Annotated in this window: 20 protein-coding genes; 11 read left to right on the top strand and 9 right to left on the bottom strand. The window is 42.3% G+C overall.

What is annotated here, in order from left to right:
- Positions 1-23 precede the first annotated feature (23 nt).
- The 3 genes from Q8M62_RS09950 (at position 24) to Q8M62_RS09940 (ending at position 4,444) form a co-directional block, all read left to right on the top strand.
- Positions 24-1,100 carry an amidohydrolase family protein gene (locus Q8M62_RS09950; protein ID WP_304902048.1) on the top strand — a complete coding sequence of 359 codons (1,077 nt, stop codon included), beginning with the start codon at positions 24-26 and terminating at the stop codon, positions 1,098-1,100.
- Between the two features lie 99 nt (positions 1,101-1,199).
- Positions 1,200-3,575 (top strand): phosphoenolpyruvate synthase, encoded by a 2,376-nt coding sequence (gene ppsA / locus Q8M62_RS09945; RefSeq protein WP_304902047.1) that lies wholly within the window; start codon positions 1,200-1,202, stop codon positions 3,573-3,575.
- Between the two features lie 110 nt (positions 3,576-3,685).
- Positions 3,686-4,444, top strand: coding sequence for a glucose 1-dehydrogenase (locus tag Q8M62_RS09940; RefSeq protein WP_304902046.1), 759 nt, complete (start codon positions 3,686-3,688; stop codon positions 4,442-4,444).
- Between the two features lie 215 nt (positions 4,445-4,659).
- Here Q8M62_RS09940 and Q8M62_RS09935 read toward each other — a convergent pair whose 3' ends face one another.
- Together Q8M62_RS09935 and Q8M62_RS09930 are read right to left on the bottom strand one after the other, a co-directional pair.
- Complete coding sequence (locus Q8M62_RS09935) at positions 4,660-5,286, bottom strand: hypothetical protein (protein ID WP_304902045.1); 627 nt, start codon at positions 5,284-5,286, stop codon at positions 4,660-4,662.
- A gap of 47 nt (positions 5,287-5,333) precedes the next feature.
- On the bottom strand, positions 5,334-6,593 hold the full coding sequence (locus Q8M62_RS09930) for an LVIVD repeat-containing protein (protein WP_304902044.1): 1,260 nt from the start codon (positions 6,591-6,593) through the stop codon (positions 5,334-5,336).
- A 197-nt stretch (positions 6,594-6,790) separates the two neighbouring features.
- Here Q8M62_RS09930 and Q8M62_RS09925 point away from each other — a divergent pair, with 197 nt between their 5' ends.
- The 6 genes from Q8M62_RS09925 to Q8M62_RS09900 all read left to right on the top strand — a co-directional run bounded on the left by Q8M62_RS09925 (position 6,791) and on the right by Q8M62_RS09900 (position 13,223).
- Positions 6,791-7,138 (top strand): MmcQ/YjbR family DNA-binding protein, encoded by a 348-nt coding sequence (locus tag Q8M62_RS09925; RefSeq protein ID WP_304902043.1) that lies wholly within the window; start codon positions 6,791-6,793, stop codon positions 7,136-7,138.
- A 416-nt stretch (positions 7,139-7,554) separates the two neighbouring features.
- Positions 7,555-8,514 (top strand): ABC transporter ATP-binding protein, encoded by a 960-nt coding sequence (locus tag Q8M62_RS09920; RefSeq protein WP_304902042.1) that lies wholly within the window; start codon positions 7,555-7,557, stop codon positions 8,512-8,514.
- A gap of 906 nt (positions 8,515-9,420) precedes the next feature.
- Complete coding sequence (locus tag Q8M62_RS09915; protein ID WP_304902041.1) at positions 9,421-9,846, top strand: lipocalin family protein; 426 nt, start codon at positions 9,421-9,423, stop codon at positions 9,844-9,846.
- 63 nt (positions 9,847-9,909) lie between these two features.
- Positions 9,910-10,539 (top strand): solute carrier family 23 protein, encoded by a 630-nt coding sequence (locus tag Q8M62_RS09910; protein ID WP_305668081.1) that lies wholly within the window; start codon positions 9,910-9,912, stop codon positions 10,537-10,539.
- A 4-nt stretch (positions 10,540-10,543) separates the two neighbouring features.
- Positions 10,544-11,071 (top strand): TlpA disulfide reductase family protein, encoded by a 528-nt coding sequence (locus Q8M62_RS09905; protein WP_305668080.1) that lies wholly within the window; start codon positions 10,544-10,546, stop codon positions 11,069-11,071.
- A complete protein-coding gene (locus Q8M62_RS09900) occupies positions 11,055-13,223 on the top strand; it encodes a peptidase domain-containing ABC transporter (RefSeq protein ID WP_304902039.1) in 2,169 nt (722 codons plus the stop codon). Before Q8M62_RS09905 ends, Q8M62_RS09900 begins: the two co-directional genes overlap by 17 nt.
- 178 nt (positions 13,224-13,401) lie before the next feature.
- Here the strand turns inward: Q8M62_RS09900 and Q8M62_RS09895 are convergent, their stop codons facing one another.
- The 4 genes from Q8M62_RS09895 to Q8M62_RS09880 form a co-directional block, all read right to left on the bottom strand.
- Positions 13,402-13,929: a peptidylprolyl isomerase gene (locus Q8M62_RS09895; protein ID WP_304902038.1), complete on the bottom strand. Its 528-nt coding sequence runs from the start codon at positions 13,927-13,929 to the stop codon at positions 13,402-13,404.
- A 10-nt stretch (positions 13,930-13,939) separates the two neighbouring features.
- Positions 13,940-14,671 carry a bifunctional 2-polyprenyl-6-hydroxyphenol methylase/3-demethylubiquinol 3-O-methyltransferase UbiG gene (locus Q8M62_RS09890; RefSeq protein ID WP_304902037.1) on the bottom strand — a complete coding sequence of 244 codons (732 nt, stop codon included), beginning with the start codon at positions 14,669-14,671 and terminating at the stop codon, positions 13,940-13,942.
- Positions 14,658-17,072: a YfhO family protein gene (locus Q8M62_RS09885; RefSeq protein WP_304902036.1), complete on the bottom strand. Its 2,415-nt coding sequence runs from the start codon at positions 17,070-17,072 to the stop codon at positions 14,658-14,660. Before Q8M62_RS09885 ends, Q8M62_RS09890 begins: the two co-directional genes overlap by 14 nt.
- A 178-nt stretch (positions 17,073-17,250) precedes the next feature.
- On the bottom strand, positions 17,251-17,553 hold the full coding sequence (locus tag Q8M62_RS09880; RefSeq protein ID WP_304902035.1) for a hypothetical protein: 303 nt from the start codon (positions 17,551-17,553) through the stop codon (positions 17,251-17,253).
- A 221-nt stretch (positions 17,554-17,774) separates the two neighbouring features.
- Here Q8M62_RS09880 and ffh point away from each other — a divergent pair, with 221 nt between their 5' ends.
- Positions 17,775-19,115: a signal recognition particle protein gene (ffh, locus tag Q8M62_RS09875; protein ID WP_304902034.1), complete on the top strand. Its 1,341-nt coding sequence runs from the start codon at positions 17,775-17,777 to the stop codon at positions 19,113-19,115.
- Positions 19,116-19,551: 436 nt separating this feature from the next.
- On the opposite strand, the gene Q8M62_RS09870 is transcribed toward ffh, so the two are convergent.
- The 3 genes from Q8M62_RS09870 to Q8M62_RS09860 all read right to left on the bottom strand — a co-directional run bounded on the left by Q8M62_RS09870 (position 19,552) and on the right by Q8M62_RS09860 (position 22,002).
- Positions 19,552-20,028 (bottom strand): nucleoside deaminase, encoded by a 477-nt coding sequence (locus tag Q8M62_RS09870; RefSeq protein WP_304902033.1) that lies wholly within the window; start codon positions 20,026-20,028, stop codon positions 19,552-19,554.
- Positions 20,029-20,176: 148 nt separating this feature from the next.
- On the bottom strand, positions 20,177-20,920 hold the full coding sequence (locus Q8M62_RS09865; protein WP_304902032.1) for a LytTR family DNA-binding domain-containing protein: 744 nt from the start codon (positions 20,918-20,920) through the stop codon (positions 20,177-20,179).
- Positions 20,917-22,002: a sensor histidine kinase gene (locus tag Q8M62_RS09860; protein WP_304902031.1), complete on the bottom strand. Its 1,086-nt coding sequence runs from the start codon at positions 22,000-22,002 to the stop codon at positions 20,917-20,919. The genes Q8M62_RS09865 and Q8M62_RS09860 overlap by 4 nt, the downstream gene beginning before the upstream one ends.
- Before the next feature lie 258 nt (positions 22,003-22,260).
- Between Q8M62_RS09860 and Q8M62_RS09855 the strand changes: the two genes are divergently transcribed.
- The gene (locus Q8M62_RS09855; RefSeq protein ID WP_304902030.1) at positions 22,261-24,780 is read left to right on the top strand and encodes an outer membrane beta-barrel family protein; all 2,520 of its coding nucleotides are present in this window, start codon (positions 22,261-22,263) and stop codon (positions 24,778-24,780) included.
- The last annotated feature ends 165 nt before the right edge of the window (positions 24,781-24,945 follow it).

Below are 24,945 nucleotides of genomic sequence, written 5' to 3'. Positions count from 1 at the left end.
ATCTATACTAAATAAATCCACCTATGATCGACCTGATGTTTTCCTTGATGCTTGTTGCATTGATTTCGCTTTCATCTGATTCTGATGAAAATTATTATTCGATGAATGAATTTCAAAAGGTCAGAAAAATCGATACTCACACGCATCACAATTCAGAAAGCACGGCTTTAATGGAAGCTGGCATCGAGGCTAATTTTTATCTTCTGACTGTCAATGTTGATGTTCCGAGTTATCCTCCATTGCCGGAACAGATTAGGCTTTCACTTTTGCAAAAGTCGAAAAATCCAAAGCATATCGACTTCCTTTCCACCATTTCCCTTGAAAATTGGAAAGATCCCAATTGGGCTGAAAAGGAAATTGAGCGGATTAAAAAGACCTTTGCCCAAGGTGCAATCGGGATCAAAATCTGGAAGAATATCGGAATGACCTATAAAGACGAAAATGGAGAATTCATTATGGCGGATCATCCCCGCTTAGAACCTATTTTCCGATTTGTCCAAGATCAGGACAAGACACTGATGGCACATTTGGGCGAACCCAAAAATTGCTGGCTTCCGCTGGATGAAATGACTGTCAACAATGATCGCAATTACTTTAGAGATCATCCCGAATACCATATGTACTTGCATCCTGAATACCCAAGCTATGAGCAACAGGTGGAGGCGAGGGATAATTTACTGGCAAAATTTCCCGAAATCCGATTCGTAGGAGCTCATTTGGGAAGCCTGGAGTGGGACATCGACGAGCTCGCAAAGCGGTTGGATCGATTTCCAAACATGGCAGTAGATATGGCTGCAAGAATTGGTCACCTTCAGTTTCAAAGTCAAAAAGACCTGCAAAAAGTCAGAAACTTCATAATCAAATACCAAGACAGGCTGATCTATGGGACCGATTTGGGGATTTCGGGAGATCCTGATCCCAATCGGGTTAAAGCGAATGCCAAAGCGACATGGGAAGCCGACTGGAAATACTTTGTCACAGCTCAAACCATGGAAAACAGCGTGGTAAGCGGAGTCTTTCAAGGCCTGAAACTCCCCAAAGAAGTGGTGGATAAAATTTACTTTCACAATGCGGTGAAATGGTTTAGACCTGATGTATGAGGTTTTTAGTAAGTGTGACTTTTATCAACTTTTAGCATAGGATTGCTCATATTTTTTTGGCCGGATTGCCCGTAAGTTCATCTTCCTAAATAACTGAAGATGAAAGATCTAATAATTCCTTTTGAGCGTCTAAAAATTGTGGATGTCGCCCGAGTAGGAGGAAAGAATGCCTCCTTAGGTGAAATGTTTCAAGAACTCCATCCGCTCGGGATCGAAATTCCCGACGGTTTTGCCGTCACAGCAGATGCTTATCGACTTTTTATTCAGGAAAATGAATTGGAAGATTTTATCAGACTCGAGTTATCCAAGTTGGATCAGCGTGATTTTTCCAACTTAAGGGAGGTGTCATCCAGGATAAAGGAGAGGATGCTTAAAGGTGCAATTCCTGAGGTATTGGCTGACCAAGTTCATTCTGCCTATCAAAAACTTTGTGAAAAAGCGGGAAGAGAATTGGATGTGGCAGTTCGCAGCAGCGCCACAGCGGAGGACCTACCAGGCGCGAGTTTTGCCGGACAGCACGACTCTTTTCTCAATATCCGAGGAAATGAAAAGCTTGTCTCAACGGTTCGTTCCTGCTTTGCTTCCCTCTACAATGGGCGTGCGATTAAGTACCGCTTTGACAAGGGCTACGACAAACATGTCATAGCGCTCTCCGTTGGCGTTCAGCTGATGGTAAGGGCAGATTTAGCCAGTAGTGGTGTCTGTTTTTCAATCGATCCCGAATCCGGCTTTTCCGATGCCGTGTTAATCACGGGCTGTTGGGGATTGGGAGAAAATATTGTTCAAGGAGCAGTCATACCTGATGAGTTTTTGGTTTTTAAACCTTCCCTGGCAAAAGGTAAAAGGGCAGTAATTTCGAAGAAAGCTGGCTCAAAGACCAAGACGATGGTGTATTCAGAACAAGGTGGTGTGCTCAACTTGGATACTGATCCTGATAAACAAAGAAAGTTCGTTCTCAATGATGAAGAAATTGAAACTCTAGGTCGCTGGTCAGTAGCAATTGAAAATCATTATGGTATGCCTATGGACATCGAGTGGGCTAAAGATGGTGTTACCGGAGGGCTGTTCATCGTACAGGCTAGACCAGAAACAGTCCATTCTGAAAAAGACCCCTTTATTCTCAAGGAATATTCACTTACCCAAAAGGGGAAACTTCTGACTTCAGGATATGCAATAGGCAGTGGGATTACTTCGGGAAAAATAAAGATTTTGCATTCCCCAGCTGAAGCTCATCTCTTGAAGGAAGGTGAGATATTACTTACAGAAATCACCAATCCGGATTGGGATCCGATTATGAAAAAGGCAGCAGCCATCCTAACAACGAAAGGTGGAAGGACCAGTCATGCGGCTATCGTAGCCCGGGAAGTTGGCGCTTTGGCAATAGTGGGAGCGGAGGGTGCGCTGGATGTCCTGAAAACCGGTGATCTGGTAACAATTGACAATGCCTCTGGCAAAATAGGGAAAGTCTATGAAGGAAAACTCCAATGGACTTCAATCAATCACAATTTCAGAGGGCTGGAGCTTCCCAAGACTAAGCCCATGTTCATTCTCGCTGACCCAGATAAAGCATTTGATCTTTCATTTTTTCCCAATCAGGGCGTTGGCTTGATGCGGATGGAATTTGTGATCAGTAAAAGCATCCGAATACATCCCATGGCACTAGTGCATTTCGATCAGTTGGAAAATGAACTGGAAAGAGGAGAAATAGAAAGTCTTTGCCAGGATTATTCAGACAAAAAGGCATATTTCGTGGATAAACTTTCGCAGGCAGTGGCAACCGTCACCGCCGCCTTTTATCCTAAAGAAGTGATCTTGAGGATGAGCGACTTCAAGTCCAATGAATATGCAAACTTGATCGGAGGAAGTCAGTTTGAAGAGACTGAAGAAAATCCCATGTTGGGTTTTAGAGGAGCTTCGAGGTATTATCATGAGCGATATCGGGAAGGATTTGCCTTGGAGTGTGAAGCGGTACGACGGGTTCGGGAAGATATGGGTTTGGTAAACCTGAAGCTGATGATTCCATTTTGCAGGACCCCTGAGGAAGGGAAAAAAGTCATCTCCTTGATGGAAGAGATGGGACTGAAGCAAGGGGAAAATGGTCTTGAAATCTATGTGATGGCCGAGATTCCATCCAATGTCATTCAGGCCGATCAATTTGCGAGCATTTTTGACGGATTTTCCATTGGGTCAAATGACCTCACTCAACTTACCCTCGGTGTAGATCGGGACTCAGAGGTTTTAGGGGAGATTTTTGATGAAAATAACACTTCTGTTAAATGGATGATCTCTGAAGTAATTCGAGTAGCTCGTGCTAAGGGTAAGAAAATCGGTCTTTGCGGTCAGGCTCCAAGTGATAATCCACAGTTTGCCAAATTCCTTATCGCCCAGGGAATAGACAGTATTTCATTTAATGCTGATGCCCTGCTGAAAGGAATTGAAAATATGATCCAAGCAGAACGAGCGATAAAAAATTAAATAAATAAAATCGATTCTGCCTGTCGGTAGACAGACCTTTTTGTGGTGGACAGATTTGGGTTAGACTACCTGCATGCAGATGTGGCAATTAAAAAACAAACTAAAAACAGATGAAAAAACTGGAAGGTAAAATCGTTATTGTAACAGGCGCAGCCTCAGGAATGGGTAAATCTATCGCTGAACTATTTGCAAAAGAAGGGGCAAAAGTAGTTGCTGCTGATTTGATGGCCGCCGATGTCGAACCAGTTGCTGAGTCAATTCGCGCAGCAGGTGGACATGCCATTGGATTGAAATGCGATGTGTCAGATCGGGAGCAGGTCAAGCGCTTGATCCATGCCGCTACCATTGAATTTGGTGCTATTGATATTCTGGTTAACAATGCTGGAATTATGGATGATTTTACTCCTTTGGAAAGCGTTAGTGACGGACTGTGGGAGAAGGTCATGGCAGTCAATGTGAATGGTCCTTTTTATGCCAGTAGATTGGCAATTGCAGAAATGCTAAAACAAGGAAAAGGAGTGATCATCAACATTGCTTCCATAGGAGGGATAAACGGGGGAAGGGCAGGTTTGGCCTACACCACCTCCAAACATGCGCTCATAGGAATGAGTAGGAACATTGCCTTCATGTATGCCAAAAAAGGAATCCGCTGCAATGTGATCGCGCCCGGTGGAGTCAATACTAATATTATGAAAGATGCAAATCCGCACCCTGAAGGTGCTGCACTTTGTAGCAGTGGCGCCGGTTCAATGCCCCGTATGGGTGAGCCTGATGAAATTGCCAATGTGGCTTTATTTTTAGCCTCTGAAGATTCCTCTTTTGTCAATGGAGAAGTGCTGACAGTGGATGGTGGTTGGACTGCATATTAAAAATGAGGGAGATCACGATAGCACTTTCTTGATAAATTCGAGCCTTTTTGCTTGAGGAAGTCAGGCTCCTATTCATTGCACCCTTGGGATGATTATTCTGCAGTTGCCTGTGGTAGACAGGTGTGAGATTATTCGTGACCATAAAAAATCAAATTATAATCCTAGGAAGAGGATGTATGATTCAATGACCCGGAATCTTCTGAAAATTTTACCCTTCAAAAAATAAAACCCATTCTTGCCACCAAGCTGTGAAATAAATAGGTGGTTTCTGTAATGGAACTGTAGCCGGGTGGAAGCTTCGAATTGGTAAATGGCCTAGGGGTTGGGTTGAAATCAAAATTCCCCATAAAATAGCCCAGCTCCTGTCTTTTGTAAGCAATACTCATGGTAAGCGCAGTTTTTTTACCCCTAGTGGAGGGTAATTTTACGCCGATGGAAGGACTGAGCAATAGTCCACCTTGGTGCCAGCTCTCATGCCATTCCGTTTTTTCCTTTTTTTCAAGCAAAGCAAACCCTCCTCCAAGATCAAATCCTCCGATGAGTTGAGGCCTGTTTTCTTTGCCCAGAAATCCCCTCCAACCCAATGCGACGGGAAAAACCGTAAGCGTTTCGTATTGGTCAAGGCCTACTGAAAGTCCCAAAACCTGATTTTTGGAAATTTGAGCACCGTGAAAGGTTATCAATGAAAAATCAACTCGGTTTTTGTTTTTCCCACTCCAGTTTTCAATAGGATTTCCTATTAAAGCTCCCAGCTCAGTTTGATTGAAGTAGGGTCTATTTTGGCCAAAAGCTGGAAGGAAAGCGAAAATCCAGAAGCCTAAAATCAGTAGTCTTGTAGTCATTTTATCACTTTAGAATTTTGGCCCAAAATAGTGGAGTACATGAGTTCCTACTGTACGTTTACCGGATTTTTCACGTTGATGCAGCTTAATTTCTTGAGCTTGGAAGGTGTGCTGTAGTCAAACTGACAAACGCCATCAGGTCCGATCACAATCAGGGACTTTGGACCAGGAATGATGTCTACAGATTTCATTGATTGCAGAAACTCCAGCTGGTTTTGATCAATCCCCATTACGTTGGCGACATTGAAGCTTTTCAAGCCATGCTTTCCTTCGGCCACGTAGAGAAAATCGCCTGCCAAAGCCAAACCGTGGGGATTGAGCATCGGATACGCCTTTACTAATTTGGGTTGGCGTAGATTGGCAATATCCACTACCTGAAGTTCATTGACACCGTTGAAACAATTTCTTCCATTCCTGAGTGTGACAAATGCAAACTTTTCATTGACAACCACTGGATCACAGGCTCTGACATGCTCAAAAACCGACATTTTTTGTGGATTGGAGGGAGTCTTGGCATCGTAGATATGCATGCCTGAGTTGGATCCGATAAAGAGATTTTCCTGAAAAGGAAAAATGGTTTCTATTCCCCAGCCAAGCTCGATGTTGCGGAGATGCCTGGGCTTGGCAGGATCTTTTACATCAAAAACCCGCAGACTGTAATCATCCACTGCGTACAAATGTCCGCTCATCAGTGTGAATCTCGCCATGGATCCGCCCTGACCATAACTTTGCGCGGCACCTGAAAAATTGGATGCAAAACTTGCCCGGGAATCGTTCAGAAAAAACCCTCTTCCCATAAATCCATGATCCGATTCACTGGTTAGGACGGTATCTTTGAAAGTAAGAATAACTCCGGTGTTCGATGTGGTGTATAGGTGATTGAAGACATCCTTCACCCGTTCCACCAGTTTGATAGATCGGATATTGCTGATATCAAACACCAGTAAATCGACGTAATTGTCAGCATAAAGCATGTTGTTGTTGACAGCGAGATCCACATTGCCTTTGATGGGAATGAAATTCAGGTTTACGGGCGAAGCCGGATTGGTATTGTCTAATATGTGAATGCCCTCCTGCGGCTCGTTGATCAGCAGGTAATTTCCGTAGAGGTAGATTTTTCCCGGATTCTCCAGTTCATGTGCGGGTTCTATGGTAATCGTTCTGGCCCGAACATCACTCATCTGAAGGTAAACAGGCATCATTGCCCGATACGTGTAGGTAGTAGTGACTTGGTCTTGGCAGGAAGAGAAAGAAATGGCCGAAATCAAAATTAGGATTGAGGCGAAGACTGAGTTCAAATTTTTCATAAAGGCAGAATTTGGATTGGGAAAAATCGAATTACCTGTAATACGTTGATCAATCGGGATTTGCTACACTAACCTCATAAGAAATATTGGATTTCTATTTTTTAAAGTATAAAAGATCGCTCATGCGTCCTCCCTCGGTCATTTAGTTGGGCGTTTTTTTTTAATTTCATTGTTCAATTTCAGACCTACACTTCCGAATGACCTTGGAATATTTCCGCAACCATTGCCTTTCACTTCCCGCAGTGACTGAAGACACGCCTTTTGATCCTACCACACTTTGCTTTAGAGTGGGAGGTAAGATCTTTGCGATTATGGATATGGAGGTTTTTGAATATGTAAATCTAAAATGTGACCCCGAGCGTGCTGTTGAATTGCGGGAGCGGTATGTAGGGATTACCCCGGGGTATCACATGAACAAAAAACTTTGGAATTCGGTCAGCGTGCGAGGAAATGTTCCGGATCCATTGGTTTTGGAACTTGCCAATCACAGTTATGAATTGATCCGGGATTCTTTGCCTAAGAAGGTTAAAGAGAGTTTGCAGTAATCAGTGGGCAGTCGCAAATTATCAGTATGTTGTAAGTGGTGAAAAGTAAGTGGTAAAAAGTAGGATTCGCGATTTAAGAAGTACGTGACAATTGGGTCAGTTTATGGGATTGGCTATGGCTAATTTTTGAAATAAGAGTTTATTGGTGAGGTGATACATGTGACCCTATTTAACTTTACAACCTTCCAACTTTATAACCTTTCAATCTTAATCTTGAAATACGAGATACGAAGTACGGGGTTATGGGTGAGTTGAGGCATTCGACTTTGGTAAACTTTACCGCCTTGCAACTTTACAATCTTCCAACAATTACAAATTTTTCAATTTTTCAATCTTCCAATTTTTCAATCGGTCAATAATTGTCGAATATCGATCATCGAATCTCAAATTCCGAACCCCAAATTTCAAATCCGAAAATGACCTTCTTCTCCATCCGCAAGGTTTCCAAATCCTACGATTTGCACCCTGCCCTGCAAGAGTTTTCACTGGAATTGGCCAAAGGGCAATTTATTGCCATTGTGGGAGAAAGCGGATCAGGAAAAAGTACCTTACTGCGAATCATGGCAGGCTTGGAAACTCAAAGTTCGGGTGAAGTTTGGCTTAGAGATCAACAAATCCAAAATCCAGCCCAAAAGCTGGTTCCCGGATATGATGAAATCAAACTAATCCATCAGGATTATCATCTGAATGCCAATTCCACTGTGGAGGAAAATATTTTTCGTCCGCTGCTCAACTATGACCGGGAATATGCCCGTAATCGGGTGGATCGCCTGTTGTTTGACTTGGGACTTGAAGGGCTTAAGTATAGGCATCCGCGTCAGCTGAGTGGTGGTCAGCAACAGAAAGTCGCCATAGCGGCGGCGATTGCCGTGGAACCGGATGTTCTTTTACTCGATGAGCCATTTAGTAGTTTGGATGCGATTCAGAAGCATAAACTGATCGCAGAACTCAAAGAGTTGTTTTTGGAGATGAAGACAACTGTGGTTTTTGTGACCCATGATCTGGACGATGCCCTCCGGCTTACGGACAATCTGATCATACTCCAAAAAGGGAAAGTGGTACAAAATGGAGGGTCTCAGGAGCTCTGTGAGCATCCTAAGACGCGCTACGTGGCACGGCTTTTTTCCACAATCAATCTGATCCCGGACCGGTTCAATTCCTACCTCCGGCCTTCGGACGTGAGGTTGCGTACTAAAGGTGAATTAATGGGGCATGTGATTGATCAGCGGTATTTGGTTCATTACAATTCCCTTTCGATTCGCTTAAAAAACGGAGGACAAGTCTGGGAAGTCGATGACCCGTTTCGGAAGTATAAAATTGGAGATCGCGTGTATCTGCATTTTGATGAGGAGAAGGTGCTGATGTTGAAGTCGTAGCGTTGGAAAGTGGTAATGTTAGAAGGTTGTAAAGTTGATTTTGTTAATTAATATTGGGAATTAAAAATGTGAATTAGATAATTAGTAGATCTGTTTTTCTTGATTCAATATTTAGGATTTAGCAGTTGAAGTTATATTTTTCTCCCGAAGAAAAAGACGCTGATTCTCGCTGATTTTTTGGATTCCGAAGGTTTCCCACACAAAAAGTCACAGACCTGCCAGTAGGTAGGTTTTCATGGATTTGATATCAAAGTCACATTTAGAAAAAAAAGACCGTCTAGATTTGAGCAGACGCTCAAAGATTGAAAACCTATTTGCGTTTAAAAAATTGGACAGGTTTTTTTGTGAATAAATTTTTTAACGACCGAAGGGCTATTCTTTGAAAATTGAACATTGATCATTGCCTATTGAAAATTGAGCATTGATTATTGCTAATTTATTCGTTGTATTTTTCAAAGAATTTAAAAAAAGTTGAAATTAAGTGATATTCAATTAAATATTTTGTTAGTTTCAATTCAAACGAATAATATAATGATTCGGGGGGGGGGGTATGAACGAAAATCGAAAGATTCTTCTGAAATTTCAACTTAAAAAAATGCAATTTTAGGTAATTTGCAAATATCTAATGTTCAGCGATTTGTAAGTATCAAAATCAATTCCTAAAATCAACCATTCATTTAATTATTTTCAACTCAAAACAATTAACAAATGACCAGATGGAAAATCTGGTGGGGGCTGGGTACTGTGAAGACATGAGCATGATCCTATTTGGGGGCGGTTTTCAGGGTTCAGATGAACTTTGGCTTGCTACATATGATATTTATGTAAGGCTATGCGAAACTGACCAGTAAAATCGATTTTTCATTATCTGCAGGATTCTATCCTGCAGATTAAAGTTTAAAAATTATGAATATTATATTTATATTATTATTAATGATTTTTCAATCATCTGATAATCCTATTGAGGGTAACTGGAAATTAGCGGAATACAGTGGTTTTCTAACGATTTTATCATCATCTAATTTTAATAATTTGTCCGAAGAACAGAAAACTAGGGCCTACGAATCCTTCCAGTTTGCATTAGATAATACGTTTTATAATTTCAAGAAGGATTCTGTTTTTTTTACTGATGCTGGTGGAGATTTTATTGTAAAAGAAAAGAAAGGAAAATTTTTGGTAAATTCCGATACCTTAGTGATTATTGAATCAGGCAAGTTTAAGGTGCATAAATTTTTTATTTCTTCGCTTAATAATAATGAATTGAAAATGAAAATTATTCATAAGGATGGCGTTGTTGGAGTTACTGAAATGAAATTTCAAAAAGTAGATTAGATTATATAATTAAAAAATTTTAGAAAGGAGTGAACTTTTTAATTTCATAATACCTTTATTGATATGGAAGGAATAAATTTAAGGACACTTATTTTAATTTATATAATATTTTATTTTTCACTAACCTTTTACTTTGATCATAAGATTTTAACAGATCTAATTTATTTTGAATTTTATTCTGATAAGTTTTCAGAATCTCGAATTTTTGAATTATTAGATTTTAGAAAAAAGTGGCTTTGGATTACTTATCCCATTAAATTTCTTTTTCAACTGATAGCAATTCAGATCCCTGCCATGTTAATCTACTTAGGGTTTTATTTAGGTAATTATGAAATAAAGTACAAAAAAATTTTTGAGGTAGTGCTTATTTCTGAATTTATTTTCTTTATTCCCTTAATAATTAAGATTACTTGGTTTTCATTTCATCCCGTGTCTATGGATGCGATTCGTTTGTATGCCCCGTTATCTCTATTTAGTATCTTTGATTCAAGTATTCTTAAGGAATGGTTGTATTATCCTTTTAAAGTATTGAATCTTTTTGAGGTAGCCTATTGGGTTTTACTTGCTTTTTTACTTGCTAAGTATTTGAATAAGTCAATCGATTCAATGCTTAAAATAGTCTTAGGTTATTACGTTAGTTTTCTTTTTTGCTGGATTGTATTTGTTATGTTTATTACTCTTGGGAACAGTTAATTCTATGCGGATTAAATTTATTTTCCCGATTTTACTTCTTGGTTTGTTATCCTTTGGAGCTTGGTTAGGCTTTTCTAAATATACTGCTAAAAGGAATCAACTAGTGTTACTTGAAACTCTACCTTCGATTCTAGTATCCTCGCTGGAAGGTCACTCCGTTGATTTGAAAGAGCATATAGGTACTACCCTGGTTCTCATCTATTTTAATTCCACCTGTCCGATTTGTCAATCTGAAGCGGAATTGATTAGACGAGAATTTTCTGAAGAGAAGAATTCAAATTTTATCTGGATTTCTTCGGAATCTGTAGCAGACGTAAAAGATTTTAGGGAAAGGTATGATTTTGTGAACCTTTCCAATCATACCTTTTTATCCGATACACTTTTCAGGCTGGCAGGGGAGTTTAAGCTTACTACGGTACCCGCAACTTTGGTCTATGATTCCAAAGGCGTGTTGGTTGATTTTTTTAAAGGTGCTGTTTCTATGACTGATTTGAAAGCCGCCGTAATTAAAACTCATGAAAGCTCCCGATAAAGTACCTGTGGTATTGCAGCAAGCCAGTTCTGACTGTGGGGTGGCTTGTCTGTCCTCCGTTATCAATTTTTTCGGAGGATATCAGTCATTGGAGCAACTCAGAGTTCAAAGTGGAACTGCCATTCAGGGCACTACGGTATTGGGATTGATCGAATCTGCCAAAGCTGCCGGTATGGACACGGATGCCTTTCGTGTAGATGCATTTACAAGATTAGATTTTTTAGATGGACCAGCGATCCTTCATGTAGTGCTGGAAGAAAAATTCAGTCACTACATTGTCTGTTATGGTCTGGTACCGGAAGGATACGTAGTGATGGATCCTGCGATCGGAGAACGAACACTGACCGGACCTGAACTGGACCGGATATGGAAAAGCAAGTCAATGATCTTGGCTAAGCCGAATTCAGAATTTCAGCTAAAGACTGATTATCTTACAAATAAGAAAAAATGGATCTTGGATTTGGTCAAGCCGGATCTTCCCATTTTGTTGATTTCCGGCTTCTTGGGCTTAGTTGTCACCATTTTGGGACTTTCGGTTGCTGTTTTTTCTCAGAAACTGATCGATGAGCTTCTTCCTAAGGAGCAATGGGATAAGTTGGCTTTAGGCTTAGTCCTTTTGGCTATCCTATTAATTGGTAGAAGTATATTGGGATATCTCAGATCCACTGTGCTGATCAGACAAAGCAAGGAACTAAACCTGCGTTTGATCTCACGATTTTTTGAGCAGTTGCTCTATTTGCCCAAGCGATTTTTCGATTCGCGCAAGGTTGGTGACATTACTTCCCGAATGAATGATTCCCGCAGAATCCAGCGAGCCGTCTCGGTGCTGACTACGGAGTTGATGGTGGATTCATTTGTTGTGATAGTCACTTTGGTTTGCATATTCATTTATTCTTGGCAGGCTGGAGCATTGGTTTCAGCCTTTTTGCCGATTTATTTTTTTTTGATTTACCGATACAATTTTCCGATCAAGCGTGGACAGCAATCCTTGATGGTGCAGTATGCGGGATCTGAGTCCACGTTTATTGATACACTCACCGGCATCGGAGCAATCAAGGGAGGGGGTCGGGAGGCTGATTTTTTAGAAAAGAATCGTTCGATGTATGGTGTTTTTCAAGAGGAAGCATATCGACTGGGGCAAGTGAGCAATTCGCTGGGTTTAGTTGCTCAGATGACTGGAGCGGTGTTCTTGGTGGCTGTATTGGGTACTTGTTGCTATTTGGTGGCAATAGCTGAGATGGAATTGGGAGTTTTGGTAGCGATCAGTGGAATGCTGGGAATGTTGGTGCCTGCTGTAAACAAGCTCGCTTTGGTCAATCTGCAATACCAAGAAGCACAAATTGCTCTGGATCGGCTTTATGAGTTTGTTCAAGCTGAACAGGAAATACAACAAGCGAACAATCCAATCCCTGAAGTATTAGATACAGTCCGGCTTGCGCAAATCAGTTTTCGAATTCCCGGGAGAAAGCAGCTGCTGAAAGATGTTTCGTTTGAATTGAAACGTGGAAAACTTACGGTGCTGCTTGGGGAATCAGGAGGGGGGAAGAGTACACTGCTACAGTTGTTAGTGGGCTTCTACCCTGCGGAAGCAGGAAAAATTGAAATCAATGAACAGTTTAATCTTAATTCCCTTTCACAAGCTGAATGGAGAAAAACGGTCGGCTATGTCCCTCAGGAGATCAAGATATTCAATGGTACTTTGATTTCTAACCTGACGCTGGATGGTGATCCTCAAAAATTCCAGGAAGCAATCCTATTCTGTAATGAAATGGGTCTATCTTCATTCTTTGAGGCTTTGCCACAAGGCTATCTTACTTTGGTGGGTGAAGAAGGGATCAATCTTTCGGGAGGTCAGAAGCAGGTGATTGGCCTGACACGAGCTTTGCTCAAGCAACCCAAACTTTTACTTTTGGATGAGTTTACCGGAGCAATGGATCGAACAACCGAGCAAAAGATGTTGGATTTGATCTTGAAAATCAAAGTATCCATACCGGTCTTGGTCGTCACGCATCGGGTTAAGCCCGCCTTACTTGCGGATGAAGTTTTGATTTTAGAAAATGGGTCCTTAGTAGATTTTGGCAGCCCTGCTGATCTGCTTACACGAGAAAATTTACTTTCGGATAGCATGCGGGATTTGGTAGGAGTGATATGATCAATTATCAAATTCATTTCTCGAGTAGGTCCAATCCACTCCCCGCACCCCATTGCTTAATCATTTAATTGTCTATCCTCCGAGGTTCACAAAGTTCAAGCTCCACCGCCAACAAAAGGACATTGTACTTTTTTCAGCTTTCTCACTTCAGCTTTCTGACTTCTTGCCTACTGATCACTCACTCCTCGTGTTCCCCGTGCTCGCCATGCACATGGCCATGAGCAAGTTCTTCTTTTGTGGCTTCCCGCACTTCCAGGATATTTCCTTCGAAATGTAGTTCAAATCCCACCAAAGGATGGTTGAAATCCAGCAAAAGATTTTCACCCAGATCTTTCAGCACTTTTGCCTGCATGCTGTAGCCGTTTTCATCCATTAAGGGAAGAAACTCACCTTCTTTTAGCATCTCAGGTGAGAATCCACGCTCTCCGGAAAACTGCTCTTTGGGCAGTGTGATCAGTAATTCCTCGTCAGGTTCTCCGTAGGCTTCTTCTACCGTCAGGACGAAAGCAAAATTCTCTCCCTCAGCTTTTCCACTGAGCAGTTCCTCGAATTTCTCAGGAAGCCCACTTTGCCCATAGATAAAATAAAACGGGTCTTCATCGTCCCGGATTTCCACGCTGAATGGAGCAGATTCGATGTCGTCCTCGTTTTTACTGACTTTGAGTTCGTAGGTCAGGCCTACCACTACATTTTCCTGGATGTTCATTGGTTGGGGGTTATTTGGTTAGGCCATATTTCAGGCGAATGAGCAGTCGTTCTTTCAATACAACCCACTTGCTGAGTGGAGTAGAGGTTTTTAGCGGTTTTGCTGCGCGAAAGACAAAGTACTGGTAGTCTTTCTCGGCAAAGAAAAGCGAATAAGTTTCCATCTTTTCAAGGTAAAAACCTGCATTGGTGATGCTTTTGATCAAATCCCCTGAGTCCAAAGGCTGATCGATCACCTGTAGTTTTTCGGGTTCATTCTCGATCATCCATTGCAAATAACGGGGCGATGGTATGTGAATAAAAATTACCGATTCCTGATGCGCATGTTTGCTAATATTCTGGAAAAGGCGAAAATGCTGATCCACCGGAATATGCTCCAACACATCCGGAAAGACGAAGAAATCAAAGGTCTCACCCTTTTTGTCAAAGTCCGACATGTCCGAAACCTCGAAGCCCAGATTGGTCTGTTGTTTCCAGAGAACTTTGGCTTTTTCAATACTTTCCGGAGAAATATCCACCGCCAAAACTTCCCCATTCGTGACCTGCGTAGCCAGCAAATGAGAGACAGTTCCGATTCCGCAGCCCACCTCAAGGATGCGGTGATTTGACTTCAGTCCGGCAGCTTTCACTTTGTCCAAAATGCTCAGGTGACGGGAATTGATTCCGGTTTTCTGTTGCTTCTCGGCAAACTGATCGTAAAAACTAACGACTTTATCTTTCTGATCCGGCTTAGGCTCTTGCATGGTTTTCTTTATATGTGAAGAAGATTCCGCCAATCAAAGTCAGGACAATCAGGTATTGGAAAATCACCATCGGAGTTTTGGTCGCGTAAAAGCTGGTTGGGGCAAAAGTAAAAACAACCTCATGCGCTCCCGCGGGGATTTCCAAGCCTCGGAGCAGGTAATTTACACGGAGTATTTGAGCCTCCTTGCCATCAATTGTTGCGATCCAGCCCTTTGGATAATGGATTTCTGAAAATACTGCCAAGCCTCCTTTATTCATAGAAGCTTGGTATTTCAGTTCATTCGGAGCGTTGGAAGTAAGTGAGATTTGACCGGATCCTGCGCTGATTTGTCCAAATTCAGTTGTATTGAGGGTTGCTTGGGATTTTGTGTCTATTTTTCCCAAAGCCTCAATGTCTTCCTGATTTGAAGTCACGGAAACAATTTCAAAGGGTATCCAGGCCGCACCGTTTGCCTCCGGATTTTTGAAGACCGCATTAGCTTCTGTCCCCGCAATGAGGTATTTGGTGTTCAGCATATTCATGATATCTGATCCTTCCCAGTCAAAATTTCCCTCCTGAGCTTTTTTGATGAAGGCCTCCAATTCAGGCTGGAGTTGATTTTCTACTAAATCTTGGTAGCGACGAAGCTTTGCTCCATGGTATCCTCCCAGGCTGTTGAACCGATAGCTTGTTCGGGCGCCTTGGGTCAGTCCTTCGGTCAAGGGAAGCACGCGGAAATATTCCTGATCCTGGGCAAGGGACTTTTCTGCGGGAGTCTCGGCAAAAAACTGTCGGGAAGGATTGCCCTGAAATGAATCTGCATTGAGATAGCGGCGGTTGATCGTCCAGACATCAATAGTGATCAAGGCGATTAATCCCATTCCTAAAATCAAGTCGGAAATTTTGCCTTTCAGGTAGAAATAAATCAAGCCCATTGCGGCGACTATAAATGCCAAACTTTTCCAGGCTGAAGCAGAAAGCATGGACTTTCGGTCGGTTTTCAGCGCTGAAGCAAGCCAATCCGGATAATTTACATCTGCTGCACCTTCAAATCTGAAGAAAGCTCCGGAAGCGACCGCCAATATCAAGACTAAACCTCCAACGATTCCACCCGAAATCAACAGGGGCTTGAGTTCCTTTTTTTGTACCAGCCTCTCCAGTGAAATCATTCCCAAAATCGGAATTGCAAACAACGTCATTCCCAATGCCATGGATACGGCACGAAACTTATTATACCCCGGCAAAATATCGAAAAGCAGGTAGTTGAACCACGCGAGGTTTTTGCCCCAACTCAGCATCAGGGAGAGGACTATAATCACCCCGAAGGTAATCAGGCTTTCTTTAGGCGCTGCCCAGATTCCCAATACCGCCAAAAAAACCAGAATCACACTTCCGTAAATCGGTCCACCAGTGAAAGGCTGATCGCCCCAATACGTAGGTGCGCCCTGGATAAATCCGTTGATCTGGGCAGGATCCATTCCTTGGGAGCGGAGGACTTTTTCGGATGCGGAGTCTTTGGGGAGTGGAGTACTGCTGCCTCCTCCATAAAAGTCTGGAATCAGCAAAGTCAGGGTTTCCAACTTTCCATTGGACCAGCCAAAGGCATAATCTTTGTCCAAACCGGAGGATTTTGCTTCTAGGGTTGAATTTCCCCGTGTTGAATAGGGGCTATATTCCAATGCTGTTGCCAGCCTCCCGATATTTCCGCCAACTGCCAAAACTGCTCCCAAAACCAGAAAACCAATGGTTTTGGAGAGGCCGGGAATTCCTTCTTTTTTCCAGTCAAAAACCATCCGGACTACCACATAAATCACAGAAATGATCAGCGTGTAGTAGGTGATCTGAAGGTGATTGAATTTGAGTTGGAGCAAAAGTCCCAAGGCTAGAAGTGCTGCGCCAAGGATTCGTTTCCGCTCAAAAGCGAGATGAATGCCCGCTAAAATCAGGGGAATCAAACAGACTGCCCAGATTTTGGCATTATGTCCGGCTTCGAGAGAAAGTAAATTATATGTATTAAAAGAGAAAGCAATTGCACCGCCGATGGCGAAAACCGGTCTGACTCCAAAGCTTAAAAGTAAAATGTACATTCCCAGCATCCCGAAAAACAAGCCATTGATCGGGTGGGGAAGTCCAAGAGTCAGGACTGAAATCACAGCATTGGTGATATCACCCGGGAACTCCAAACTGATGAAATAGGAAGGCATCCCACCAAACATGCTGTTGGTCCACAGTGCCTGTTCTCCGGTAGATTCACGATGATCCAAGACTGCTTTTGCCGAACCCTCCCACTGAAGGATATCTCCCTGAAAGATGATTTTCCCGTCAAAAACCATCGGAGAGAAATACAGGACTACAATGAGGTAGAAAAGGACGATGCCCAGCAGGTGGGGAAGCAGGTCTTTCTGAAAATTAAGTTGCATCAATAGGGATGATTTGCTAAGCTCCAAAATTAAGCCTGCAAATTAGGGATTTAATGGGAAAGAGCGAGAGGATATGATTTTTGGTAATCTCTCTCTCACAGATGACACAGCTATGCACAGATTTTTTTGAACCTCATTGGTTCAAGTCTTCAGACTTGGATCAAGTATAATACAGTCTTCAGACTGCTTTTACTTTGAATTTTTTACCACAGAGAAAAAGAGAGAAATTGTTTTTGGTATATCTTAAGCTTGTTTTGAACTTCAATCCTAATTTCACTTTTGGGGTTTTTTTGAGAGCGCAGAGAAAAGCTAAAGCTTTTTCATGATTAAAAACGAACTGCTCTTCATTGATATAAACTTCAAAATAAGTAGAATCCTCTTGCAGAGACCACCAGCTCCCAATCACCGCTTTTGAGGAAATTCTCTTAGAGCATCCCCAAAATATCATAAGAATTAGAACTAAAGATATTCTCTGTGCCATAATTCGACTGTTTAACTCAAAGTACTAGTTTTTGATGGCGAGGGATTCAGACTGCGTCAAATAATAATAGGTAATTTAATGAAGCAGTCCGAAGACTGCATAACTGTGGGTCCAAGACTGAAGTCTTGAACCAATCTGCTTTTCTGGTTTACCTTTTAGACATTCACCTTCCCAAAAACCCTTAAATTCATTACTTTTGCTCCAAATAGAAGCAGAGCCGAATGTTTGATAATTTAAGTTTAAAGCTTGACCGGGCTTTCAAAACGCTGAAAGGGACGGGTAAAATCACTGAAATCAACGTCGCATCCACCGTAAAGGAAATCAGAAGAGCCCTGATCGATGCCGACGTTAACTATAAAGTAGCCAAAGAAGTCACAGATACGATCCGAACCGAAGCCTTGGGCCGGGACGTTTTGATTTCCGTTTCTCCGGGCCAGCTTCTGGTCAAAATCACCCAAGAGGAGCTTACCAAGCTGATGGGTGGATCCAAAGTGGACATCAAGCTGAGCGGAGATCCTGCCGTGATTTTGATTGCCGGTCTTCAGGGTTCGGGCAAGACGACCTTCACCGGGAAACTTGGGAGCTTGTTGAAAAGACAGGGAAGACAAGTTCTCTTAGTGGCTTGCGATATCTACCGACCTGCTGCAATTGATCAGCTGAAAGTATTGGGTGAGCAGATTGGAGTGGAGGTATATGCCGAGCCTGAAAATAAAAATGCGCTTCAGATCGCTACCAATGCAATTGCATATGCAAAGAAAACCGGCAAAAAGACAGTAGTCGTCGATACCGCGGGTCGTTTGGCAGTGGATGATCAGATGATGAAGGAAATTGAAGAGCTGAAAAAAGCACTCAATCCTTCTGAGACACTTTTTGTAGTCGATTCGATGACCGGTCAGGATGCGGTGAATACTGCTAAGACTTTTGATGAGCGATTGAATTTTGACGGAGTTGTGCTTACCAAACTCGATGGCGATACCCGAGGTGGTGCGGCGATTTCGATTCGTCACGTGGTGAACAAGCCGATCAAGTTTATCTCCACAGGGGAGAAAATGGAAAATCTGGATGTCTTCCATCCGGATCGTATGGCTCAGCGAATCCTCGGAATGGGTGACGTGATCTCCTTGGTTGAGCGTGCTCAGCAGTCCTTTGACGAAGACGAAGCCAAGCGTATCAATGCTAAAATCCGTCAGAACAACTTTAATTTTGACGATTTCCTTTCGCAGCTAGAGCAGGTGAAAAAGATGGGAAATATCAAAGACCTGATGGGAATGATCCCGGGAATGGGCAAAGCCATGAAAGGTTTGGATATCGATGATGATAGTTTCAAACCGATCGAAGCGATCATCCGAAGCATGACACCCAAAGAGCGTCAGCAGCCGGACATCATCGATGGGCGAAGAAGAAAGCGAATTGCCGATGGTTCGGGAAGAACTATCGTGGAGGTTAACAACCTCATGAAGCAGTTTGACGACATGCGCAAGCTGATGAAACAGATGAATAAAATGGGCGGAGCGAAGCAGGCGATGAGCCGAATGATGCCTCCAGGTGGAGGGAGAAGGTAAGGGGATTTCGAATTTCGTATAGTCGATTTCGGATTTAAACAACCCGATCAAAATGGTCGGGTTTTTTTATTACAAGAGATCGACGCCATTTCAAAAGAATTAAAAAATTCCAACTAAGTTTTCTAGGGAATTGGTGTGGCTTTGAAATTCTGTGATACGTATTTTACTTCCATTCGTTCTCGTTCCATCGGAACGCCTGGTCGGTAGAAATAAGTTTGAGGTTATGGAATTCGTTCCGTAGGAACGTTTGGTGTAAAACATACAAGTTACAAGCACATGTCACCATACGTTCCTGGAACGCGGGCTAGGTCATCGGTTTGTAAGTTGCCAACCAGATGTCCCGCTGGGACATGGATATCTTGATTTCTATTGTCTAAAGTCTTGTGTCTAAAGTCTTGCATCTAGGGTCTAAGATTTAAGGTCTTGCTTCTAATCTCTAATAAAGCGTCTTATCCCCTTTTTCTTTCCAAAGCTCAAATGCCTTCAGACTCTCCTCACGAAGTAGTGAGTTCATGGGGATTTTGCGATCCGCAGGTTTTACCTCGATTTCCTGATAGATAAAGTCATCATCAAATCCGGCCTCGGCCGCGTCATTTTTGGTGCAGGCATAAAAAACTTTCGAAGGTCTCGCCCAAAAGATTGCGCCGAGACACATAGGACAAGGTTCGCAGGAAGTGTAGACTTCACAGCCGTCCAACTGAAAATTATCCAGGTTTTTGCAGGCATCACGGATGGCTACCACTTCGGCATGGGCGGTAGGATCTTTGGTTTTCAGGACCATGTTTGACCCTTGACCGACGATTTTTCCATCTTTAACAATGATGCATCCAAATGGCCCGCCATTTCCGGCAAGCATTCCTTTTTTCGCCAAGTCAATGGCTTGGAGCATGAAGTTTTTTTGGGAATCGGTCATGGGGTAAAGATAGTGATCAGTTTTGAGTGGTCAGTGTTTTGGTAAGTAGTAAAGAGTGAGTAGTAAGTTGTTAGTCGGATTTACCTCTTACTACTAACTACTTACTTTTTACAAAACTGAAAACTGAGACTGCCAACTGATCACTGACTCAACTCATCCACTTACTCAGAAACTCAAGGAATTGGTCTTTGTAATTGTCCCCTACTGCGATTTGATGATCTCCGGTTTGGATGACATTCTTGGATACTGAGTCAATGTGATCCAAGGCCACAATAAAAGAACGGTGTACACGCATAAACTTTTCCGAAGGAAGTAATTCCTCCATATTTTTCATACTGGTCAATGAAAGTAGCGGGTTGGGCTTGGACTTCAGGTGCACTTTGACATAATCCTTGTAGGCTTCTACATGGGTGATATCTTTGAGCATCACTTTGACGAGTTGGTATTCAACTTTCAAAAAAATGAAATCCTGCTGGGCAACGGGCTCGGCAATTTTAGCCACAGGAGCCTGCTGAATCCGATCAAAATACTGGTAAGCTTTGGTAGCCGCTGCCAGAAATTCCTCGTAGCTGTAAGGTTTGAGCAGGTAGTCCAGCGCTTCTACTTTATAGCCTTCGATGGCAAACTGATTGTAGGCAGTGCAGAAAATAATGCGGGTTTTTTCAGAGTTCTTTTTTCCATCAAGGATTCGGGCAAGCTCCATTCCCGAGAGATCCGGCATTTGGATATCCATGAAAATGAGTTGAACCTCATTTTGATTGATAAAGCCCAACGCTTCAATAGCGTTGGAAAACTTTCCTTCCAGCTGCAAGAAGGCTGTTTGGCCAATGAATTTGCTCAATAACTCCAGAGCCAAGGGTTCATCGTCTATGGCGACACATTTTATAGTCATGCGAGATTGATTGTCAGGTTTACCCAATACTCCATTTTGGAATCATCTTTTCCAAACTTCAACCGGTGTTTATCCGGATAGATCAGGCTTAGACGTCGTTGGGTATTTGCCAGTCCGATTCCGTTTTCATGGGCTTCCGGACTATCCGGATTTACAGGGAAAATGTGGTTTCTGGTTTCGAAAAACACAGTATCTCCCATTACTTCCAGTTTGATCAGAATTTCACTTTCATGCTGTGAACTGACTCCGTGCTTGAAGCAATTTTCCAGAAATGGCAAAATTAACATCGGTGCAATGATCAAATCATGTTTGGGAATTTCGATTTCGACTTTAAGCTTGACTTTTTCAGTCATCCTCATTTTCATCAACTCGATGTAATCTTCAATAAACTTTACCTCTTTGCTCAGAAGGGTTTCATTCTTCTGATTTTCATAGAGAACGTAGCGCATCATTCTGGAAAGCTTCAGGAGGGCTTCCTGCGCCTTTTTCACATCCAGATTGGTGAGTGCATAGATATTATTAAGTGTATTGAAGAAGAAGTGAGGATTAATTTGAGCCTTGAGGTAGGAAAGCTCGGTATTGATCCGCTGCCTGTCGAGTTCTCTTCTGAGTGTTTCATCTTTTTGCCACTTCTGTACCAAAGCCAAGGAAGTACTCAATCCGATAGAGACCAGATAAAGCGACATCTGGAATACATCCCCAGGGAGCCATCGTTTTCTGTTCGGATCGAAGGGCTTGTCAGGACTGAATACAACGTGCATTTTCTCAGAGTAAAGCGTAAACTGTTCAAAGTAGATAATCAGTCCATAAAAAAACACGCCGCCTAGAATCACGATCAAGAGGAAGAGGTAGTTTTTTCCCTGAAGGAGGATTTTGGGTACTGTAAAGGATGCGTTGGTATAGAAAACTGATATCAGCAGGACAACAAGAAACACCTGTTTCCACCAGAATTGGATAGGCAATTGGATTTCTCCCATCCGCCAGGAGAGCGGAGAGAGCAATAATAATACAATACACAGCATTAACCAGCCGAGGATGTGTACTAAAACCGAGAGCCTTTTTTTAGGGGTGAATGATAGCATATGGTTGATTTTCAGTATCCAAACTAAAACAAATTACTTCTATCCCTCAAACACAATCTACCAAAACTGCGATTTGACCCATGGAAAGCCCTATTGAGCGGATAAAGCCTTAAATCGTGAATTTATCGAAGTTCGTCTTGGAATTGCTGGTATTTGTCGATGAAGAGTTCCTGCTGGTCTATTACATTTTTTAGGACAAAACATTGCCCTCAACTTTGGGGTATCAATAGGCAGAAGTCCCTTTTGGAAAACAACACTATGAAGAAATTACTCAATTTAATTATCGCAATTACATTTTTCGGAACCTCTGTTTCTTTTGCACAGCAGGCTGGAGAAAGAAAAGAGCCTGCACGAATCATTGGTGTAGCAAAAAATCTCAAGACAGGTGAGTCAATTGGTTATGCTACTGCAGCGCTTTACAAATCTGGCACTGACCTCAGTACTTCCGGAGCTGTGGCTGACGGAGAAGGAGTTTTCTTCATCACAGGTTTTTCTGTGGGTACCTATGAACTTCAAGTTAGTTTCTTGGGATATGAGACCGTGAAGCGCACCATCAATATAAATTCTGCCGATACTGATATCAACCTCGGCGAAATCGGTATGACGGACGAAGGCCTAGCCTTGCAGGAAGTAACTGTACAGGGTCAGCGTGATTTGATCGAAGAGCGAGTAGACAGAACAATTTACAAAGCTGAAAATGACAAAACCACCGCAGGTGGTGATGCCACGGACGTGTTGAGAAGAGTACCCATGCTTTCTGTCGATCTGGACGGAAACGTGTCCATGAGAGGAAGTTCCAATATTCTGGTGTTGATTGACAATAGACCTTCCGCCATCGCAGCTTCATCCATCGCAGATGCCTTGAGACAAATTCCTGCTGACGAAATTAAAGCAGTAGAAGTGATCACTTCTCCATCCGCAAGATTTGATGCAGAGGGTACTTCAGGAGTTATCAATATCATCACTAAAAAGAACAACCTTCAGGGAGTAACCTTGAATGTTAACTCCGGATTTGGCTTGAGGGGTTCTAACCTTGGTCTTCAGGGTAGCGCAAGAAAAGGGAAATTGGGTTTTAGCCTGGGTGGTTTTGGACGTGCAGGCTATAACTTGCTGGGAAGATTTGAAAACGAGCAAATCATCACCAATCCGGATAACACCATCTCCAGAGTCATTCAGTCTGCGGATACGGAAAGGAGAGATATTTTCGGAAGATATAATTTTGGAGTTGACTACGATATCAATCAGTATAATTTCATCACCGGTGCAATCAATTTTGGATTGAGAAATTCAAATAATGAGCAAACCAACTTCTTGACAGAAAATTTCAGAAACAATGTTCTGATGAGCAATCGACTGAGAAGTACCGATACAAAGGACCTGAGCAATTCGGTGGACGTGAGTCTAAACTACACCAGATCATTTGAGAAAAAAGGAAGAGAACTGAGTTTGTTGACGCTTTACAGCAGAAACAACCGTGAAAATTCTTTCATCAACACCCTATTCACAGAAGATTTCAGCACGATCGATTCCAGGTTGAAAAACGATAACCCAAGCAGAAACGAAGAGTTTACTGTTCAGTTGGATTATGTCACTCCTTTGGATGAAAAAGGAAATCAAATTCTGGAATACGGAGCAAAAAATATCCTGAGAAAGGCGTATTCGGATTTTGCCTATTTCGAAGCAGAAGGTGCTACAGGAGAATTTGTAGTGGATCCGAACCCTTCCAGAAACAACGACTTCAGTTACGATCAAAATGTAACAGCGGGTTATGTGTCTTATACCTTCGCTTTCTTGGAGAATTACACATTGAAGCCAGGCGTCAGATATGAATACACCACGATAAATGCCGACTTCAGAACTGAATTTCAGGCAGATATTCCAGCTTATGGAACATGGGTACCGAGCTTAAATGCTTCCCGAAGATTGAAAAATGGAAACATGATCAAAGCCGCATACAACAGAAGAATTCAGAGACCTTCCTTGAGATTTTTGAATCCTAACATTGAGGCATCCAATCCACTGCAAATTTCGCAGGGTAATCCTGAACTTGATCCGGAATTCACGGACAACTATGAGTTGGGATACAGCACATTCATAAAGGGTACGACGCTGAATTTCACCACCTTCTACCGAAATACAACCGGATCCATACAGGCTATAAGAAATGTGCAGGAAGGTGGAATAATATCTACCACCTATGATAACATCGGTCAGGAACAAACTGTAGGAGCGAACATTTTCGCCAATGTGAATATCAACAATAAATTCTCCTTAAATGGTGGGTTTGACATGTACTATGCCATGTTGGATAATGGACTTACAGATCCACAGTTTGCCGCAAGTAATGAAGGTTTTGTGGTCAGTGGACGAATCTTCGGTAACTACACCCTGCCTAAGAGCTGGCAAGTACAATTGTTCTCTTTCGCAAGAGGCCGACAGGTACAGCTTCAGGGAACTTCAGGTGGATTTGCAGTTTATGGGTTGAGCATGAACAAGCAGTTTGCTGAGAAAAAAGGAAGCATTGGATTTGGAGTTGAAAACTTCCTGGCGAAAGAATTTGTCGTAAGAAATGAAATTGTGACCCCAACAATCATTCAAAACAGCTTAAACGCCACCAGAAACATGAATTTCAAAGTGAACTTCAGCTACAGAATAGGGAAACTTTCCATGGATCAGCGTCCTAAAAGAAGAAGATCAATCAACAATGATGACTTGAAAGATGGCGGAGGAGATGGCGGACAAGAACAGGGTGCTGCAGCCCCTGTGCGAAACAGATAAATGATTAAAAAACCCTTATTTATAAAATCAGGGTTTTTTAATCATTCAGCAAGCTTGGATTAGAAATAAGAACAAAGACTTTATTAGATAGATTGGGTAACAGAAAACCCGGACTCATAGGTTCGGGCTTTTTTATTATGAAGAATAAACCAACTTAAAACTTCT

Source organism: Algoriphagus sp., from assembly GCF_030694375.1.
GTDB lineage: Bacteria > Bacteroidota > Bacteroidia > Cytophagales > Cyclobacteriaceae > Algoriphagus.
The sequence above is the reverse complement of the archived record's forward strand: the minus strand, read 5'-3'. Positions and strand labels throughout refer to the sequence as shown.

Excerpts from the sequence above, each read along its gene's own strand:
- Q8M62_RS09890 (WP_304902037.1), bottom strand. The coding sequence starts at position 14,671 with ATGCAAGAGCCTAAGCCGGATCAGAAAGATAAAGTCGTTAGTTTTTAC.
- Q8M62_RS09855 (WP_304902030.1), top strand. The coding sequence starts at position 22,261 with ATGAAGAAATTACTCAATTTAATTATCGCAATTACATTTTTCGGAACC.
- ffh (WP_304902034.1), top strand. The coding sequence starts at position 17,775 with ATGTTTGATAATTTAAGTTTAAAGCTTGACCGGGCTTTCAAAACGCTG.
- Q8M62_RS09860 (WP_304902031.1), bottom strand. The coding sequence starts at position 22,002 with ATGCTATCATTCACCCCTAAAAAAAGGCTCTCGGTTTTAGTACACATC.
- Q8M62_RS09870 (WP_304902033.1), bottom strand. The coding sequence starts at position 20,028 with ATGACCGATTCCCAAAAAAACTTCATGCTCCAAGCCATTGACTTGGCG.
- Q8M62_RS09865 (WP_304902032.1), bottom strand. The coding sequence starts at position 20,920 with ATGACTATAAAATGTGTCGCCATAGACGATGAACCCTTGGCTCTGGAG.
- Q8M62_RS09950 (WP_304902048.1), top strand. The coding sequence starts at position 24 with ATGATCGACCTGATGTTTTCCTTGATGCTTGTTGCATTGATTTCGCTT.
- Q8M62_RS09930 (WP_304902044.1), bottom strand. The coding sequence starts at position 6,593 with ATGAAAAATTTGAACTCAGTCTTCGCCTCAATCCTAATTTTGATTTCG.
- Q8M62_RS09895 (WP_304902038.1), bottom strand. The coding sequence starts at position 13,929 with ATGAACATCCAGGAAAATGTAGTGGTAGGCCTGACCTACGAACTCAAA.
- Q8M62_RS09935 (WP_304902045.1), bottom strand. The coding sequence starts at position 5,286 with ATGACTACAAGACTACTGATTTTAGGCTTCTGGATTTTCGCTTTCCTT.
- Q8M62_RS09905 (WP_305668080.1), top strand. The coding sequence starts at position 10,544 with ATGCGGATTAAATTTATTTTCCCGATTTTACTTCTTGGTTTGTTATCC.
- Q8M62_RS09940 (WP_304902046.1), top strand. The coding sequence starts at position 3,686 with ATGAAAAAACTGGAAGGTAAAATCGTTATTGTAACAGGCGCAGCCTCA.
- Q8M62_RS09915 (WP_304902041.1), top strand. The coding sequence starts at position 9,421 with ATGAATATTATATTTATATTATTATTAATGATTTTTCAATCATCTGAT.
- Q8M62_RS09880 (WP_304902035.1), bottom strand. The coding sequence starts at position 17,553 with ATGGCACAGAGAATATCTTTAGTTCTAATTCTTATGATATTTTGGGGA.
- ppsA (WP_304902047.1), top strand. The coding sequence starts at position 1,200 with ATGAAAGATCTAATAATTCCTTTTGAGCGTCTAAAAATTGTGGATGTC.
- Q8M62_RS09910 (WP_305668081.1), top strand. The coding sequence starts at position 9,910 with ATGGAAGGAATAAATTTAAGGACACTTATTTTAATTTATATAATATTT.
- Q8M62_RS09900 (WP_304902039.1), top strand. The coding sequence starts at position 11,055 with ATGAAAGCTCCCGATAAAGTACCTGTGGTATTGCAGCAAGCCAGTTCT.
- Q8M62_RS09925 (WP_304902043.1), top strand. The coding sequence starts at position 6,791 with ATGACCTTGGAATATTTCCGCAACCATTGCCTTTCACTTCCCGCAGTG.
- Q8M62_RS09920 (WP_304902042.1), top strand. The coding sequence starts at position 7,555 with ATGACCTTCTTCTCCATCCGCAAGGTTTCCAAATCCTACGATTTGCAC.
- Q8M62_RS09885 (WP_304902036.1), bottom strand. The coding sequence starts at position 17,072 with ATGCAACTTAATTTTCAGAAAGACCTGCTTCCCCACCTGCTGGGCATC.